This is a genomic window from Bacillus sp. DE0042 (assembly GCF_007680225.1).
Taxonomy (GTDB): domain Bacteria; phylum Bacillota; class Bacilli; order Bacillales; family Bacillaceae_G; genus Bacillus_A; species Bacillus_A wiedmannii.
Window position 1 is genome coordinate 368864 of the sequence record NZ_VEJP01000003.1, and the last position, 17497, is coordinate 386360.

Sequence of the window (17497 nt, forward strand, 5' to 3'; positions counted from 1 at the left end):
ATAGAAAATATGTTAAAATGAACTTAATTTTCAAACGGAAGAAAGGGAGATACAATGGAACAATTCATTAACCCTAGAGTGAAGGACATCCAAATTTCTGGAATCCGTCAATTCTCTAACATGATTCAAAACTATGATAATCTTATCTCTTTAACAATTGGACAACCCGATTTCCCTACGCCTTCTCTCGTAAAAGAAGCGGCAAAACGGGCTATTACAGAAAATTATACAAGCTATACACATAACGCCGGTTTACTAGAATTACGCAAGGCAGCTTGTAACTTTGTAAAAGATAACTACGATTTACAGTATTCACCTGAAAACGAAACCATCGTTACAATCGGTGCCAGTGAAGCAATTGATATTGCATTCCGAACGATTTTAGAGCCAGGAACAGAAGTTATTTTACCTGCCCCTATTTATCCAGGATACGAACCAATTATTCGATTATGCGGTGCTACACCTATTTTTATCGATGTTCGTGAAACTGGCTTCCGTTTAACAGCCAAAGCGCTAGAAAATGCCATTACAGAAAAAACAAGATGCGTCGTACTGCCGTATCCTTCTAATCCAACTGGTGTAACTTTATCAAAAGAAGAATTACAGGATATTGTAACTGTTTTAAAAGATAAAAATATTTTCGTCCTTTCTGATGAAATATATAGCGAACTTGTATATGAACAAAAGCATACATCTATCGCTCATTTCCCAGAAATGCGTGAAAAGACTATCGTCATTAACGGTTTATCAAAATCTCATTCTATGACTGGCTGGCGTATCGGTCTATTATTCGCACCAAGCTATTTAGCAGGACATATACTAAAAGTTCATCAATACAACGTAACGTGTGCTACTTCAATCGCTCAATATGCTGCAATTGAAGCATTAACAGCTGCTAAAGATGCACCAAAAATGATGCGTCATCAATACAAAAAACGTCGTGATTACGTATATAATAGACTCATTCAAATGGGCTTAACAGTTGAAAAGCCCACAGGTGCATTTTACTTATTCCCATATGTTGGTCATTTAACATCTTCATCATTTGATTTTGCACTTGACCTTGTCAAAGAAGCTGGACTAGCTGTCGTTCCTGGAACTGCATTTTCTGAATATGGTGAAGGCTATCTTCGCTTGTCCTATGCGTATAGTATTGAAACTTTAAAAGAAGGCTGTGATCGATTAGAGGCCTTTCTACAACAAAAAGCTAAGAGTTAAACTCTTAGCTTTTTTTATGCATAATGATCGCAAGTTTGGCGCTTTAGTAATTTATGAGGAATAATAATACACTTTGCAGTAGACTCCGCATTCTCTACTTTATCCACTAAAGCTTTTGCTGCCTCATATCCTAGTTGATAAATATTCACATCAACTGTCGAAAGTGGCGGACTCGCAATTTCTGATAATAAAGCATTGTTAAAGCTTATAATGGAAACATCCTTTGGTACAACGAATCCTTTTTTAGAAAGAGCACTTAACACACCAAGTCCAATTAAATCATCCGTTGCCACAATTGCTGTCGGTGGTTGCTGTAGTCCCATTAACTCCTCAACAGCTTGCTGACCACTTTCCCTCGAAAAATCAAAATGTAAAATATACTCTTTTGGTAATACAATGTCCGCTAATTTTAAAGCATCACTCATACCAGCCAAACGATCTCTCGTTACAAGTAAATCTGATCCGCCGCCGATGAACGCGATTTGTTTATGACCTAATGAAATCAAATATTCTGCTACTTCTCTTGCAGCTGTATAATTATCATTATCTACATATGTAATTTCATCTTTTCGATCATACGGTTTCCCAATTAAAACAAACGGGAAATTTTGTTTATGCAAATATTGAATAATCCGATCATTCTCTCTTGAATATAAAAGAATAATGCCACCAATTTGGCGCCCCTGTACCATCTTTACAACACCATTAAAAATTTCATCTTCCGTTTCACCTGTCGACATATAAAGCGCATACCCTTCCACATGTGCAAATGAACTAATCCCTCTTATAACTTCTGGGAAAAACGGATTTTGAAAAGCTTTACTTGCAGAACTTGGCATAACAAGACCAAGTGTTTTTGTTGTTTGGTTAGCCAGATTTCTTGCGTTTAAATTGGGATGATACCCTAGTTCACTCATTACTTTCCGAACACGACGCTTTGTTTTTTCACTTATACTTGGATTATCAGCAATTACACGAGAAACGGTAGATGGTGCTACATTTGCCTTCTTCGCCACATCTTTAATTGTAACTGTCATAAAAATCCCCTCCTCTCACTTCTCTGCCATTTTGTTATATATTTTAATCTTGCACCCGTTGCAAGTAATAGGAGAAGTCATAAACTTTCATTGATTCTATCTTGTAATACCTATCATATTCTCCCTCTCCATGTATTGTAAGGGATATAGCTCTTTTTTCCTATACTATAATATACTATTTATTTCACTTCTTTGCATATGTGATGTCAAATCTCTTTTCATCTCCCTATAAAATTTTTTATAGGGAGATGAAAAGAAAAATGGGACGTAACGTCCCATTTTTCATCCTTTCGTACCTCCAGCAGTTAAACCAGAGATAAAGTATTTTTGTAGTGATAGGAATAAAATTGAAATTGGGATTGCAATCAATACTGAACCCGCTGCGAACGTTGTAAATTCATTACCAAATTTCTTCGCTACCATTTCATATAACCCAACTGCTAACGTATAATTTTCTGGTGTGCGCAAAATAACACTCGCTAAAATGAAATCTGTAAATGGGCCAATGAAAGTGAATAATGCCACAACCGCTACGATTGGCTTTGCAAGTGGCATAATGATTTGCCAAAAAATACGGAAATGTCCTGCCCCATCCATACGAGCTGACTCATCCAATTCTTTCGGAATCGTATCAAAATATCCTTTCATAAGCCATGTATTCATTGGAATTGCCCCGCCTACATAAATTAAAATTAATGCAAGGTGCGTATCGATTAACCCTGTTAATTGTGCTAATACGTATAGAGCGATTAGCGCCGCAAAGTTCGGAATCATTTGCAGAATTAAAAACGTTAATAAACCATTTTTCCTTCCAACAAAACGGTATCTCGAAAATGCATAAGCAGTAAAACTAATTGCTAACACTGAGAAAATCATCGTTATAACACTTACTTTTAACGTGTTTTTATACCATAGTAAATAATTACTATTCTCTAAATCTAATAACTTACGATAATGATCTAACGTTGCATTTTGCGGAATAATACTTGATCCAGATAAACTATCACCTGGATTAAACGATGAGCCAATAATCCATAATAATGGATAGAAAATGATGGCACACATTACGAAAATAACGAAATAACTTAATGAGAGACGTAACATCTTTTGTCTTTTAATATTCATTTACATCATATCCTCTTCTTGGAATGATTTTGTTCTCTTAAATTGCCATAACGCAACTGTAATAACGATTAACGATAATATCATTGTAAGAGCTGCTGCTTTCCCGTACTGCGCCGAAGTCATCGTTAACTTATAAATCCATGAAATTAAAATATCCGTTCCACCTGCGTCTTGTCCAGCTACAGCAGGACCTCCGCCGTTAAATAAATAGATGATACTAAAGTTATTAAAGTTAAACGTATATTGCGTAATTAATATTGGTGCTGTTGCATATAGAACAAGTGGCAATGTAATTTTACGAAACTGTTGCCAAGCTGTAGCTCCATCTACTGTAGCAGCTTCATATAACTCCCCTGGAATCGATTGCAGTATACCTGTTGTCATTGCAAAGACGAACGGGAATCCAAGCCACGTTTGAATCATAATTAAAGCGATTTTTGCCCAAAATGGATCTGTCATCCAAGCAATCTTTTCGATTCCGAATAACGCCAATACTTGATTGTTAATTGCTCCAAATGTTTCATTAAACATACCAGAGAAAACAAGAATAGATACGAATGCTGGGACCGCCCACGGTAAAATGAAGATTGTTCGAATAATTGCCTTCCCTTTAATACCAGGCTGATTTACGATAATCGCTAAGAAAATACCAAGCGCAACTTGTAATGTCGTTGCAACGAATGTCCAAATGACAGTCCAAGAAAATACGCTTAAAAACGTCTCTCTCCACATCGGTAATGTAAAGATATCAATAAAGTTTTTGAAGCCCACCCAATCTACTAATTTAGCTGGAGGAGAGTGGTATAAATCATAATTCGTAAATCCAATTAAAATTACGAAGATGATTGGAAATACAACGACAAAGATAAGTAATAGAAAACCTGGTGAAACCATTAAATATGGAAAACCTTGATCTAGTAAATTACGGTATTGCTCTTTTACAGAGTTTAATGGTGTTCCTATATCACGTTTCTTCCCGTTTTGGTATGCATCATATAAATTAAATGCATATATTCCGAGTCCAAAAACGATGACGATGAGTGCCAAGATTCCTTCTACTAATAGAAAGACAGAATGATCACGTGGAACTTCTGTACCAAGCGTTACAATTCCCCATAATCCCATATTTAATAAATCAGCAAAGGCTACAATAAATGAACCTGTTAATACTAGAAAAATAAGACCTTTTACAAATTGCTTATTATACATTTGGCCCACGCCTGGAATGATAGATAACATGGTTGCCATTTTCCTATGCTTTGAACCGTTTAAACCATTTGCTGGTTCCATAGATGTTTGCATGTTCCTTCCCCCTTTTTTCTGGGAGAGAATTCGTGCCCCTCATATGAGAGGCACGAATTTCACCTTATTTTTTCTTACTATGATTTGCCTCAATATTACCTTTAATTTGCTTCACTGCATTGTCAAGTGCTGCTTTTGGTGCCTCTTTTTCCGTAACAACTAATTGAAGCGCATCTCCAGCTGGTTTCCATACTTCTTGCATTTCTGGAATGTTCGGCATTGGAATTCCATTTTCAGATTGTGTTGCAACTGCTTTTGCAGCTTCATTATCTTTAATAATTGGATCTTCCATTACTGCTTTTACTGGAGGAATTTCTTTTGTTTTCTCAAATCGAATTTTTGCGTTTTCTTCATTCGTTACCCATTCAGTGAACTTTGTAGCTAAATCATTTTGTTTAGAGAAGCTTGTTACATGCCACCCTTTAACCCCAACAAATGTTTTCATTGGTTGACCGTTTGGTAATTTCGGCATTGGAGCAACGCCATAATCAATTCCGTTCTTTTCCATTGCTTGGAACGCCCATGGACCATTCATGATAGATGCTGCTTTGCCTTCGTTAAATAGTCCATCAGCAGCAGGTCCACCAGATTCACCGATAATACCTTTCGGGAATAACTTTTCTTTGTACCATTTTTGAAGATATTCAGCACCTTGTACTGCCCCACTATTATTTAATCCAACATCACTTGCATTTGGCTTTCCATCTTTTTCACCAAACACATAACCACCCATACCTGCCATGAATGCATTAGCAAAGTAGAAATTATCTCCTAGTGTTAAAAATCCATACTTGCCATCCTTCGTAAATTCTTTTGAGAAGTTAAACAGCTCGTCCATCGTTTCTGGTGCTTTTGGCATTAATTTTTTATTGTAAATAAAGACTGGTGTCTCAATTGCTTTTGGTAAACCATATAATTTTCCGTTATATGTCTGTGCTTCTATTGATGATTCAGTAAATCTACTCTTCACAGCATCATCAGCTTTCACTTCAGAAAGTAAACCTTCTGTTACTGCGTTTCCAATTTGATCATGTGGCAATGTTACAACATCTGGTCCAGTCCCCGCTGGTCCATCAAGGCGTAACTTCTTCACTTGATCTGTCATTTGCATTTCAACGACTTTTACTTTTACTTTATATTTTTCCTCAAAACTTTTCACTGCTGGTTCTAAACCAACACCTTTTTTATCATCTTCCCAAACGAGAAGATCGTAATCTTTCTTCGCTTTACTTTCTTCTTTTTTCCCTGAATCTTTCGGTCCACATGCAGATAACATACCAATTGATAATGCCGAAACCGTTAATAATGATAATGCTTTCTTCATCCCAAAAACCTCCCTAAATTGTATATGTACCCTAATAGTTGAAAACGTTTGCATTAAATAGTTTAATAGAAGCGCAAACAATATCTCAATCTATGAAAACGTTTGCGCTATTTGTCTATCATTATACATTCTTTTATTCATTTTGCAAATATTAATTTTAAAATATTATTACTACACTCTTTATACATTGACTTTATATGAAATGAATACTACTCTTATAAGCAATATTAAAGCTATGCAAAAAGCAATCGTTTGCAACATATACTTTATTATTATACTTAAGGGAACAATATGCATGGAGATATTAAAGGGGGATTTTCTATATGCTTAAAGAAGCTATTTATCATAGGCCAAAAGATAATTACGCATACGCTTACGATGAAAAAACGATTCACATCCGAATACGTACTAAAAGAGAAGATGTTCAAAGCACCACTCTTATTTACGGTGATCCTTATGAATGGAAAGAAGGGAAATGGATTACATCAAGTACACCGATGAAAAAAACTGGTTCTACTGCATTGTTTGATTATTGGTCCATCTCCATCGAGCCAAAATTTAAGCGCTTACGTTATGGATTCGAATTAAAAAATGATACAGAAACGCTTATTTATGCAGAGCGGGGATTTTTTTCCAATATTCCAAATGATGACGTTGGTAACTTTTTCTGTTTGCCATTTATTCATGCAAATGATGTATTTCAAGCACCTTCTTGGATTAAAGACACCGTTTGGTATCAAATTTTCCCAGAACGGTTCGCTAATGGAGATCGTGCACTAAATCCAGAAAACACTCTTCCTTGGGGAGGCGCTGAGCCAACTCCAACTAATTTTTTCGGCGGAGATTTTGCTGGTATTATTCAAAACCTCGATTACCTTGTTAAGCTTGGAATTTCGGGAATATACTTCACACCTATTTTCAAAGCACATTCCAACCATAAATATGACACAATTGACTACATGGAAATCGACCCACAATTCGGGACGAAAGAAACGTTCAAAGAACTCGTTCAAGCATGTCATACACACGGTATAAAAATAATGCTCGATGCCGTGTTTAATCATAGTGGATACTTTTTCGATAAATTCCAAGACGTACTAGAAAACGGCGAGAAGTCTGCTTATAAAGAGTGGTTCCATATTCATGAATTTCCAATTATAACTGAGCCACTTCCGAATTATGATACTTTCGCGTTTACACCGTATATGCCTAAATTAAATACAGCACACCCAGATGTAAAAGAATACTTACTTGAAGTTGGGCGTTATTGGGTAAGAGAATTTAATATAGACGGTTGGCGCCTTGATGTAGCAAATGAAGTCGACCACAGCTTTTGGAGAGAATTCCGAAGCGAGATAAAAGCATTAAATCCTGAAGTATATATTTTAGGAGAAATTTGGCACGATGCACTTCCATGGCTACAAGGAGATCAATTTGATGCTGTAATGAGCTATCCTGTTACAAACGCTCTGCTGTCTTACTTTGCTAATGATTCCATTAAAGCAAATGAATTTATGAAACAAATTATAGAATCTCTACATTCCTACTCTATGAATGTAAATGAAGCAGCGTTTCATTTATTAGACAGTCATGATACACCAAGAATATTGACAACATGTAACGGAGATAAAAATAAGTTACAGTTACTTTATGTATTCCATCTTTCCTTCATCGGCTCTCCTTGTATTTATTATGGAGACGAAATTGGTATGGACGGCGGTATGGACCCAGATTGTCGCAAATGTATGGTTTGGGATACGAAAGAACAAGATCATCTATTATTTACACATATACAAACATTAATTTCATTACGAAAGCAATATAAAGCATTTGGAGGACATGGTACTTTCCATTTCATCGAAGCAAATGATGAACATAATTCTATTTCTTATACGAAAACATATGAAGATGAAACTATCTTTTTCGTTTTAAATCCGACTAATAGTGATGTTACAGCTTCACTCCCTCTCCATGTTACTGGAAAGAAAATCATTAACATTTATACAAACGAAGAATTTTCAGCGGAAGCAAGTGTATTACAAGTTACACTTCCTCCATATGGATTCTCAATCTTAAAATGGTAATAAAAAATCCTTATGCCAAGGTGTGGCATAAGGATTTTTTTATTTCAATTTAAATACCATCGCTTCATATGGACGTAATGTCATGTTATCTATCGATCCACTCTCTACGTCGTAATTGTGTATTAATAACTCTGATTCACTATAAATAACGTCCTCAGGCAATTCAAATACACTTTCTTCCGCCGTAAAGTTTGCAATAACAAGAATTTTTTCTTCTCCATATGTTCTTACGTATGCAAAAATAGAAGGATTATTATCTAATATTAAATCATATGATCCGTACACAACTATTTCATTGTTTTTGCGTAGATCAATTAATTTTTTATAGTAATAAAAAATTGAATCTTTATTTTGGATCGCTTGTTTCACATTGATTTCTTTGTAGTTAGGGTTTACCGTAATCCAAGGCTCACCTGTTGTGAATCCAGCATGATCTTTATCATCCCACTGCATCGGTGTTCTAGCATTATCTCGGCCTTTTATATAAATAGATTGCATCACTTTATCTATATCTTCACCGCGCTCTATCACTTTTTCCTTATACATATTTAATGTTTCAATATCTCGATATTCATCAATCGACTCAAATCGAACGTTCGTCATTCCGATTTCTTCTCCTTGATAAATATACGGTGTTCCTTTCATCATATGAAGCACCGTCGCTAACATTTTCGCAGATTCAATGCGATACATTCCATCATTACCAAAACGAGATACAACGCGTGGCTGATCATGGTTATTCCAATAAAGACTATTCCACCCTGTATGCTCTAATGCTTTTTGCCACTTCGTTAAATTCTCTTTTAAAGTAAGGAGTGAACATGGTTTTACATCCCATTTTCCGCCTTCTCCCGAATCTAAATCCATATGTTCAAATTGGAATACCATCTGCAGTTCTTTTCGTTCTTCTCCAGTATACATTTTCGCTTCTTCTGTCGTTACACCAGGCATTTCACCAACCGTCATAATATCATAATGAGACAATACTTCTTCATTCATTTCATGTAAATATTTATGAATGTTTGGACCGTTCATAAAATGCTTATGACCTGAAACATACCCCTCTTCTTCGGTTTCAACAGCTGGTAATCCCTCTTCTTTAGAAATAAAATTAATAACATCCATACGGAAGCCATCAATTCCTTTTTCTAACCAAAACTTCATCATTTCATAAACATCTTGTCTTACCTTTTCATTATCCCAATTTAAATCCGGCTGTTTTTTAGAAAACAGATGTAAATAATATTCATCTGTCATTTCATCATACTTCCATGCGGATCCACTAAAAGCTGCTCCCCAGTTGTTCGGCTCTTTTCCTTCTTTTCCAGGACGCCATATATAGTAATCTCTATATTTATTATCTTTTGATTTACGTGATTCAATAAACCAATTATGTTCATCAGAAGTATGGTTAACAACTAAGTCCATCATAAGTTTCATATTACGTTCATGCATTTCATGTAATAGCTCATCCCAATCTTCCATTGTTCCGAACTCATTCATAATTTTACAATAATCACTTATATCATAACCATTATCATCATTTGGAGATTCATAGACCGGCGATAACCAAATGACATCAATCCCTAATTCTTTTAAGTAATCTAGCTTTGAAATAATCCCACGAAGATCCCCAATACCATCACCGTTACTATCCATAAAGCTACGAGGATAAATTTGATATACTACACTTTCTTTCCACCACTGTTTTTCCATTATGCTACCCCATTTCATTAATAATTCGATTTTCTCTTTTCCAAGGCGCAAACGTTTTCATTAATGAATGATAACAGATTCTATCTTAATTTAAAATAGCGCTTACAACTTTTTATTCTTATTTTTCTAAGAAAACATACGAAAATTACTAATATTCTTCTAATAAATGAAAACGTTTTATTTTTTTGTTTATTTTTTGAATCTATTAGTTTATAATGAACTCAAAGAAAACGTTTGCATAATTTTTCTAGGGGGCAATACCATGGCAGAATTGAAATTAGAAAACATTTATAAAATATATGATAATAACGTAACAGCTGTAACAGATTTTAATTTACACATTCAAGATAAAGAATTTATCGTATTTGTCGGTCCTTCTGGATGCGGAAAATCTACAACATTACGAATGGTGGCTGGACTGGAAGATATTTCAAAAGGAGAGTTTTCAATTGATGGTAAGCTAATGAATGATGTCCCTCCAAAAGATCGCGATATCGCAATGGTCTTCCAAAACTATGCTTTATATCCACATATGAGTGTATATGATAATATGGCATTTGGATTAAAACTTAGAAAAATACCAAAAGATGAAATTGATCGTCGTGTGAAAGATGCAGCAAAAATTTTAGGACTGGAACAATATTTAGATAGAAAACCGAAAGCGTTATCTGGTGGACAACGTCAACGTGTTGCGTTAGGTAGAGCAATTGTTCGAGACGCGAAAGTTTTCTTAATGGATGAGCCTTTATCCAACTTAGACGCTAAATTACGTGTTGCAATGCGCTCAGAAATTTCTAAATTACACCACCGTCTTGGAACGACAACAATTTACGTAACACATGATCAAACAGAAGCAATGACAATGGCTTCACGTCTCGTTGTTATGAAAGACGGAAAGATTCAACAAATCGGAACTCCAAAAGAAGTATATGAAACACCTGAAAACATTTTCGTTGGTGGATTTATTGGCTCTCCAGCGATGAATTTCTTCCGTGGTAAATTAACTGAAACCGATTTCGTTATAGACAATGCAATAAAAATTAAAGTAACTGAAGGAAAAATGAAGATGTTACGTGAACAAGGCTATGTAAATAAGGAAATTGTTTTAGGCATTCGCCCTGAAGACATTCATGATGAACTCTTATTTTTAGAAGCTTCACAATCTACTGCCTTCACAACAAAAATCGAAGTTGCTGAGTTACTAGGTGCTGAATCTATTTTATATATGAAACTTGGAGATCAAGATTTTGCAGCACGTGTTGATGCAAGACATACATTTTCACCTGGAGATCAAATTAAACTAGCATTTGATATGAATAAAGCGCATTTCTTTGACAGTCAAACTGAACAACGTATTCGTTAAAAAATAATTTTCCCCTGTATAACATACAAAAAAACCGTCCACATACTTTGAGGGCGGTTTTCATTATTATACTAGGGCTTCTACTGTATGAAATGATTGTCCTTTCGTGCCAATGATACCGGAAATCGGTAAGTCACTCAGCACCACTTCTTCTTGCTGTTTCATAAAAGATGACGTTAATTGTTTTATCTCTATCCAAACGTCATTAATACAAAGTACATTGGAATCGTTCTCTTGTTGGCGAGAAAAAATAGAATCTATTTTATATAAACCAGCATTTTGAAAAAGCATATCAATGCGACTAAATGCATTCAAAGTAATACTGATAACGCGTTGCCAATCTCCTTGCTTTCCCATATCATAGGATACAAAAAGTGCTTCTCCGCCTAGATTCGTAATTTCCTCCACTGTTGCTTGTCCACTTTCTTGATCAATGTCCGTCACAATTACTTTTGCGCCTTGTTTAGCCAACAAAAGAGCTGTATTACGTCCAATACCGATGCCACCGCCAGTTACGATAGCAACTTTTCCTGCAAGCTTCATTTTCATTACCCCTTCTATAAGTCTTACCGTCATTCAGTATACTCCTTTATGAGATTAGTCTGCAAGCAAGAAAAGTTGCTTATTAATTTGTAAGCGATTACTTTTTCGCTTCTTCTTTTTTCTTACTATTACGCTGATCGAAAACTAAACCGATGAAAATTAAAATCCCCCAAAATATTACGCTACCCCCAGTCATTTCAATTTCCCCCTTATTATATAAAGATATTATTTTAATCATTATAACATTTTCTTAATTTTCAATCTATTAAAACCAAAAATGATATGGATTAACTTTTTCTTATTATATATCCTTTAAAATATATTTATATAATAAAAAAAAGACCTTCTTATTTTATGTATAAAAAGGTCTCTGTTTTATTATACAAGACTTATCACTTTTGTTTTTGTAATTAAATCTTGAAAACCACAATTATCTTTGCGGAATAACATCATATATACGTTACATAATATCGGAATTCCAAGTAGCAATATGTTCGGTAATAACAATACAAAAAATCGTATAATTAATGTTTGTAATGTTAACTTTTCACTCTTCAATGAAATTAATTTTATTCTCGTTACCTTTTTACCAAGTGTAACACCGTTCCAAATAAAGGGTACCAAAATAAAATAGATCGCCATTAATATAAAAACTACTGCGAGATCATATCTATAATCACCAAAACTAATATTAAAGCGATTAAAAATAGCACTATAATTTCCGGTCATAATAGCTACTACTGCACCATACATAACCGAGATTAAAAACATGTCAATTAGGGAAGCACCTATGCGATTCATTACAAGCGCTGGACGATGCATCTTTAATTTCATTTTATGTCGACTCCTTCATATCCTTCTTTACCCGTCTCATCGTACCACTTCTAAAAAACATTGTAAACTAGCGTTTCTTTTACTTTTCTTGTACAATGTGTTACAACAGCATTGTAAAGGAGGTTCCCATATTGAAAAAATGGATAATCCTATTCGTCGCATTCCTATTAGCCGGTTGTGCTGGAAATACAAATCATATAACTTATACGATTAACGATGAATACGAACTCATACGTACTTCTGGAAATGCATTTGAACTTTTCCCATCGCAAGATGCTGTATATGCCACACAATACATTCCTGCAAAAATTACAGACATAGCTTGGGATGATAAATACATTATCGCAAAACAAATTGAGGAAAAGTCAGATCCGAATAACCCTGACGGAGCAATTGCAAATAAAAAAAGTGAGCATTATTGGATTATTGACGTAAAGCATAATAAACGTTTTGGTCCTTATAATGAAAAGCAATTTAATGAACAAAAAGATGCGTTTAAAATTAAGGTACCTTTTCAAAATGTAGATTCATACATAAAAGAACAGAAAAAACAGTCAGCATAATATTTTTAACGCTGACTGTTTTTTCTTATATGTTTTTAAAAATCCCCTACTCAGAAAGTGAGATATTAAAAGTTTGTGCCTCTTTTACAACATCTTGCGTTTCTGCATCTGCTGCAACTACATTATCTGTTGTAAACTTAATATCCTTTACCTTTTCTTTTCCATCATCAAGTATTAAGCCGATAATACCATTTCTTGTTTCACCAGGCTTATAGTCTTCTCTTGATACATTTTTTGTACCAACGAGCGTATCTTCATCATATAAAAAGTTTTGAGTTGCTACTTTAAAGTGTTGCTTATCATTAATCACAACATCATTCATAGAGAAAAATTGCATATTTTTATTCCCGCTATTTTCCACCTTATATGTAATTTCAACGTAACGAATCGTATCACTAATCTCTGTGCCACTGATCGATGCATATAACTCCGCATCTTCTTGACTTACTTTATCTCCTAATCTACGCTTTACTTCTTCAGGAGTTAATGCCGTATATACTTTTAATGTATTTTTTGCATCTTTACTCATCTGCGATAAAGAGATTACTTTCACATCTTGTACGTGAATTTTCATTGGTGCTACTTCAAATGTTTGATTCACAGAATGAATCTGGTCTAACTTAAAAGTACCCCAACCTGTTTCTTTCACTTTTTGTCCTACTTTTTTCAGCTCACGCCCGCCATATTCTTTTGTTTCAGGAATAGATTCTTTCTTCTTCGGTTCAACTTTCTTTTCTTCTTGATGGAAGCAACCACTTAACATAAGAAGAAAACTACATAAAATAAAAATACTTTTCCATGCTTTCATCATATAATTTCTCCTAACACTATCATTCATTAATGTAAATTAGTCCCTTGCTTTGTAAACTATAGAAACAATGAGAAGCCCACAAAACGAACTTGTCAGTCCAGATACTATTATACCTCCTATTTGGAAAATATGAAAATAGGGATCTACGAACGCATGAACGATAAATATCAGAGCTGCCACAATTATTACCGAAACCCAATACTTCCTTTTTTCTGAAGCTATCATAATATCTTTCCCTGTTTCATCTTTATACTTCCATAGTACGTATAATAGTAATAAGAAACCAACACATGTACTCCCATGTTGCATATATTTATATACTGGAATACTATGTAATCCTCTTTGTAACAATGGTATCTTCGTAACAAAATAGCCTGTCTTATGAGTAAATGCATCCCAAACAACATGCGTGAGCATACCAAATAAAGCAGAATAGCAAAATACAAAGAAATCCTTCCATGTATGAAGCCCCCACCTCTCATCTACTGCATATGCAAAATAGCCAGCAAACGGTTTAGGTAAATGTGTTATAAACGGCTTTTTTAAAATGTAATGATACATATATGCTAACAGAAATACAAGCGGTAAATTTAAATATAAGAATCCAAGCCATGTATGCCCAATAACACCATACGGTCTAAAGTGTAAAAAATATTCAAAATCAGGCGCCATACTCCCTAATATAAGAGCCGTTACTGAAATATATTTGGACTGCTTTTTCACAAAAGGAAGGACTGCTGCTGGATGCGCAAATGTAAACGGCATGTTTTAACTCCTTTTCATATCTTCAATAGAATACCATCTATCATAACGAGAGAATTGATTTTGATGCAATATTTATTTTCACATTGGAATATGATAGTTTACATGTTATAATCCACATAAAATATTCAGAAAATAAGGAGAGGTTCACGTGTCATTAACACTTGTATTTACTGTTTTGTTACAATCAAAATCCGTTATGAATTGAGGTTTATATATTGATTGATGTACCCTTTTTAAAAAATGTCACATTAAAAAAAGAAAATATCCCTAGTTTTTCCGCATATCCTTACTGTCTACCCGCTATCCGAACATTACAATCACTAGCTTTCCACCCAAATGTAACATTCATTATTGGAGAAAACGGAGCGGGTAAATCAACATTACTCGAAGCAATTGCAATTGCTTTAGGTTTTAACGCAGAAGGTGGAACGAAAAACTTCCGCTTTAGTACAAACGATTCACATTCATCTTTACATGAATACCTTCGAATTTCCAAAAGTTTCAATACACCAAACGACGGTTTCTTTCTTCGTGCTGAATCATTTTATAACGTTGCTTCTTATATTGATGAAATAGATGCTATAAAATCTTATGGAGGTGTTTCACTTCATGAGCAATCCCATGGTGAATCATTTTTCTCCTTATTTATGAATCGTTTTTCAGGACAAGGTTTATACATTTTAGATGAGCCTGAGGCCGCTCTATCACCAATGAGGCAACTTTCCATGCTTATTCGAATGCATGAACTAGCGGAACAAGGTTCACAATTTGTTATCGCGACGCACTCTCCTATTTTAATGGCTTATCCTGAATCCACTATATATTCTTTAACACAAGAAGGGATTCATGAATCCACATTAGAAGAAACCGAGCATTACCAAACGACAAAACTTTTCTTTGAAAATCGTGATCGATTATTTCATCATTTATTTGATTCTTAATAAAAAAGAAGCAGCGATTGCTGCTTCTTTTTTATAGTGCTTCTATAAATAATGCTACCCCAATACCGCCACCGACGCATAGAGAGGCAATTCCTTTTTCTAAACCGCGTCTCTTCAATTCATGAATTAAACTTACAGTAATACGAGCTCCTGTACAACCGATTGGATGTCCAAGTCCTACACCGCTTCCGTTTACATTCACTTTTTCACGGTCTAAACCTAATTCTTTCTCTACAGCTAGGTATTGAGCCGCGAAAGCTTCATTAATTTCCAGTAAATCAGCATCTTCTAATGACCAATCTACTTTTTCTAACCCTTTACGAATTGCTGGTGCTGGTCCAATACCCATAATTTTCGGATCTACTCCAGCTACTGAATATCCAACAATTCTAGCTAACGGTTGTAAGCCTTTTTCTTTCGCTTTTTCTTCGCTCATTAATACTAGAACCGCACTTCCATCATTAAGGCCAGATGCATTCCCTGCCGTTACAGATCCATCTTTACGGAAAGCTGGTTTTAATCCTGCTAATTTTTCCGCTGTAATATCTGCACGTGGATGTTCATCCTTCGAAAATACTATTTCTTTTCTACGTTCTTTTATCGTAATAGGAACAATTTGCTCGTCAAAATATCCAGACTCGATTGCTTGCAGTGCCAATGTATGACTACGAAGCGCAACTTCATCTTGTTCCTCTCTTGTAATTTCATATTGGTCAACTAAATTTTCAGCCGTTTCACCCATCATAATATGGTGAATCGGATCTTCTAGTACTTCCCACACCGTATCACGAATTTCTCCGTGCTGTAGACGTTGTCCCCAGCGGTGCTGTTTTAATGCATAAGGGCTTGAACTCATTGCTTCTACTCCACCTGCAATAACAACATCACTTACACCTAATTGAATTTGCATTGCAGCTGACATAATTGCTTGCATACCTGAAGAACATTGGCGTTGGATTGTATAACCCGTAACTGTGTCAGGAAATCCTGCCGCTAATGCAGCTGTTCTTGCAGTATTTGCTTCGTCAGTTCTTTGAATACAATGACCTAAAATTACTTCATCAACTTCGTGTGGTTCTACCCCGCCTCGTTTTACAGCTTCCTGAAGTACAGGAACCGCTAATTCTACTGGCGTTACATTTTTTAGCGCTCCTCCAAAAGTTCCAATTGGCGAACGAACTGCAGCTGTAATAACAACATTATGCATTTTGCACTTGCCCCTCTCTTATGTACCCTAGTCAGTTTTTAGGTGAAATTCCATAAGATGTATGTCTACATCTATCATACTATAAACATACTAAAAAATCAAAATATTTAATATAATAAAAATAGAAGGAATTAACCTTCTATTCTGTTAATGCGTATAAAAATTTTTGTAAAATTTTCTCTGTCGTTTCATTCAATTTCGGTAACTTATCTACTGGAAAATATTGAAGCTTCAACCCTTCATGATCGAGCCTTAATTCTCCACTCACATGATGCCCCTGATACAGATGAATGACATTAAAAATTTCATCTCCATTTGGATAACGGAAATATACTTCCTTTCCTGAAAGGACACCAAGAAATTGCATTATTTTTGCAGTTAACCCCGTCTCCTCGAATAATTCTCGACGAGCAGTTTCTTCCGTCGTTTCTCCTAGTTCCATCGCGCCGCCAGGTACACCCCAATCATATGTATCTGAACGATATTGAAGCAATACTTCTTGATTATCATTTAATATAATTATTGCTGACCCAACAAGAATAAGTGGTCTTGTACCAACGACTTTGCGTAACTCTTCAATATACCCCATTATGTAAAATCTCCTTTCCTCACCCTCCCTTATCATAACAAAATTTTTCTCCTTTTGTTGATGTAATTTCCAAGA

General features: G+C 35.0%; 17 protein-coding genes. 5 read left to right on the top strand and 12 right to left on the bottom strand.

The features are described from left to right. Positions 1–54: 54 nt before the first annotated feature. Positions 55–1218 carry an aminotransferase A gene (locus FS802_RS15875; protein ID WP_098653339.1) on the top strand — a complete coding sequence of 388 codons (1164 nt, stop codon included), beginning with the start codon at positions 55–57 and terminating at the stop codon, positions 1216–1218. 14 nt (positions 1219–1232) lie between these two features. On the opposite strand, the gene malR is transcribed toward FS802_RS15875, so the two are convergent. The 4 genes from malR to FS802_RS15895 form a co-directional block, all read right to left on the bottom strand. After that, complete coding sequence (malR, locus tag FS802_RS15880) at positions 1233–2255, bottom strand: maltose operon transcriptional repressor MalR (RefSeq protein WP_000219036.1); 1023 nt, start codon at positions 2253–2255, stop codon at positions 1233–1235. Between the two features lie 282 nt (positions 2256–2537). Continuing rightward, positions 2538–3380, bottom strand: coding sequence for a maltosaccharide ABC transporter permease MalD (gene malD, locus FS802_RS15885; RefSeq protein WP_001022594.1), 843 nt, complete (start codon positions 3378–3380; stop codon positions 2538–2540). Beyond that, the gene (malC, locus tag FS802_RS15890; protein WP_001194989.1) at positions 3381–4682 is read right to left on the bottom strand and encodes a maltosaccharide ABC transporter permease MalC; all 1302 of its coding nucleotides are present in this window, start codon (positions 4680–4682) and stop codon (positions 3381–3383) included. It lies immediately after the preceding gene. Positions 4683–4746: 64 nt separating this feature from the next. Next, on the bottom strand, positions 4747–6006 hold the full coding sequence (locus FS802_RS15895; protein WP_000709925.1) for an extracellular solute-binding protein: 1260 nt from the start codon (positions 6004–6006) through the stop codon (positions 4747–4749). 323 nt (positions 6007–6329) lie between these two features. Here FS802_RS15895 and FS802_RS15900 point away from each other — a divergent pair, with 323 nt between their 5' ends. After that, positions 6330–8090, top strand: a complete 1761-nt coding sequence (locus FS802_RS15900) for an alpha-glycosidase (protein WP_098653338.1) — start codon at positions 6330–6332, stop codon at positions 8088–8090. 39 nt (positions 8091–8129) lie between these two features. On the opposite strand, the gene malL is transcribed toward FS802_RS15900, so the two are convergent. Next, the gene (gene malL / locus FS802_RS15905) at positions 8130–9806 is read right to left on the bottom strand and encodes an oligo-1,6-glucosidase (RefSeq protein ID WP_098653337.1); all 1677 of its coding nucleotides are present in this window, start codon (positions 9804–9806) and stop codon (positions 8130–8132) included. Positions 9807–10068: 262 nt separating this feature from the next. Here malL and FS802_RS15910 point away from each other — a divergent pair, with 262 nt between their 5' ends. Next, on the top strand, positions 10069–11169 hold the full coding sequence (locus FS802_RS15910) for an ABC transporter ATP-binding protein (protein ID WP_075308238.1): 1101 nt from the start codon (positions 10069–10071) through the stop codon (positions 11167–11169). Positions 11170–11235: 66 nt separating this feature from the next. Here the strand turns inward: FS802_RS15910 and FS802_RS15915 are convergent, their stop codons facing one another. The 3 genes from FS802_RS15915 to FS802_RS15920 all read right to left on the bottom strand — a co-directional run bounded on the left by FS802_RS15915 (position 11236) and on the right by FS802_RS15920 (position 12546). Further along, complete coding sequence (locus FS802_RS15915; RefSeq protein ID WP_000218425.1) at positions 11236–11745, bottom strand: SDR family NAD(P)-dependent oxidoreductase; 510 nt, start codon at positions 11743–11745, stop codon at positions 11236–11238. Between the two features lie 64 nt (positions 11746–11809). Next, entirely contained in the window at positions 11810–11908 is a 99-nt protein-coding gene (locus FS802_RS31105) for a hypothetical protein (RefSeq protein WP_000145652.1), read from the bottom strand. Between the two features lie 182 nt (positions 11909–12090). Beyond that, positions 12091–12546: an RDD family protein gene (locus tag FS802_RS15920; RefSeq protein WP_000769076.1), complete on the bottom strand. Its 456-nt coding sequence runs from the start codon at positions 12544–12546 to the stop codon at positions 12091–12093. 131 nt (positions 12547–12677) lie between these two features. Between FS802_RS15920 and FS802_RS15925 the strand changes: the two genes are divergently transcribed. Then, a complete protein-coding gene (locus FS802_RS15925) occupies positions 12678–13109 on the top strand; it encodes a DUF3997 domain-containing protein (protein WP_000758774.1) in 432 nt (143 codons plus the stop codon). A 46-nt stretch (positions 13110–13155) separates the two neighbouring features. Here the strand turns inward: FS802_RS15925 and FS802_RS15930 are convergent, their stop codons facing one another. Then, a complete protein-coding gene (locus FS802_RS15930) occupies positions 13156–13920 on the bottom strand; it encodes a hypothetical protein (RefSeq protein WP_098653336.1) in 765 nt (254 codons plus the stop codon). A 36-nt stretch (positions 13921–13956) separates the two neighbouring features. Next, positions 13957–14685: a DUF4184 family protein gene (locus FS802_RS15935; RefSeq protein ID WP_001116890.1), complete on the bottom strand. Its 729-nt coding sequence runs from the start codon at positions 14683–14685 to the stop codon at positions 13957–13959. A 215-nt stretch (positions 14686–14900) separates the two neighbouring features. Between FS802_RS15935 and FS802_RS15940 the strand changes: the two genes are divergently transcribed. Next, complete coding sequence (locus tag FS802_RS15940; RefSeq protein ID WP_000567973.1) at positions 14901–15626, top strand: AAA family ATPase; 726 nt, start codon at positions 14901–14903, stop codon at positions 15624–15626. Between the two features lie 31 nt (positions 15627–15657). Here the strand turns inward: FS802_RS15940 and FS802_RS15945 are convergent, their stop codons facing one another. Both FS802_RS15945 and FS802_RS15950 read right to left on the bottom strand, forming a co-directional pair. Beyond that, complete coding sequence (locus tag FS802_RS15945) at positions 15658–16833, bottom strand: acetyl-CoA C-acetyltransferase (protein ID WP_000552069.1); 1176 nt, start codon at positions 16831–16833, stop codon at positions 15658–15660. A 139-nt stretch (positions 16834–16972) separates the two neighbouring features. Then, complete coding sequence (locus FS802_RS15950; RefSeq protein ID WP_000540530.1) at positions 16973–17422, bottom strand: NUDIX hydrolase; 450 nt, start codon at positions 17420–17422, stop codon at positions 16973–16975. Positions 17423–17497: the final 75 nt, after the last annotated feature.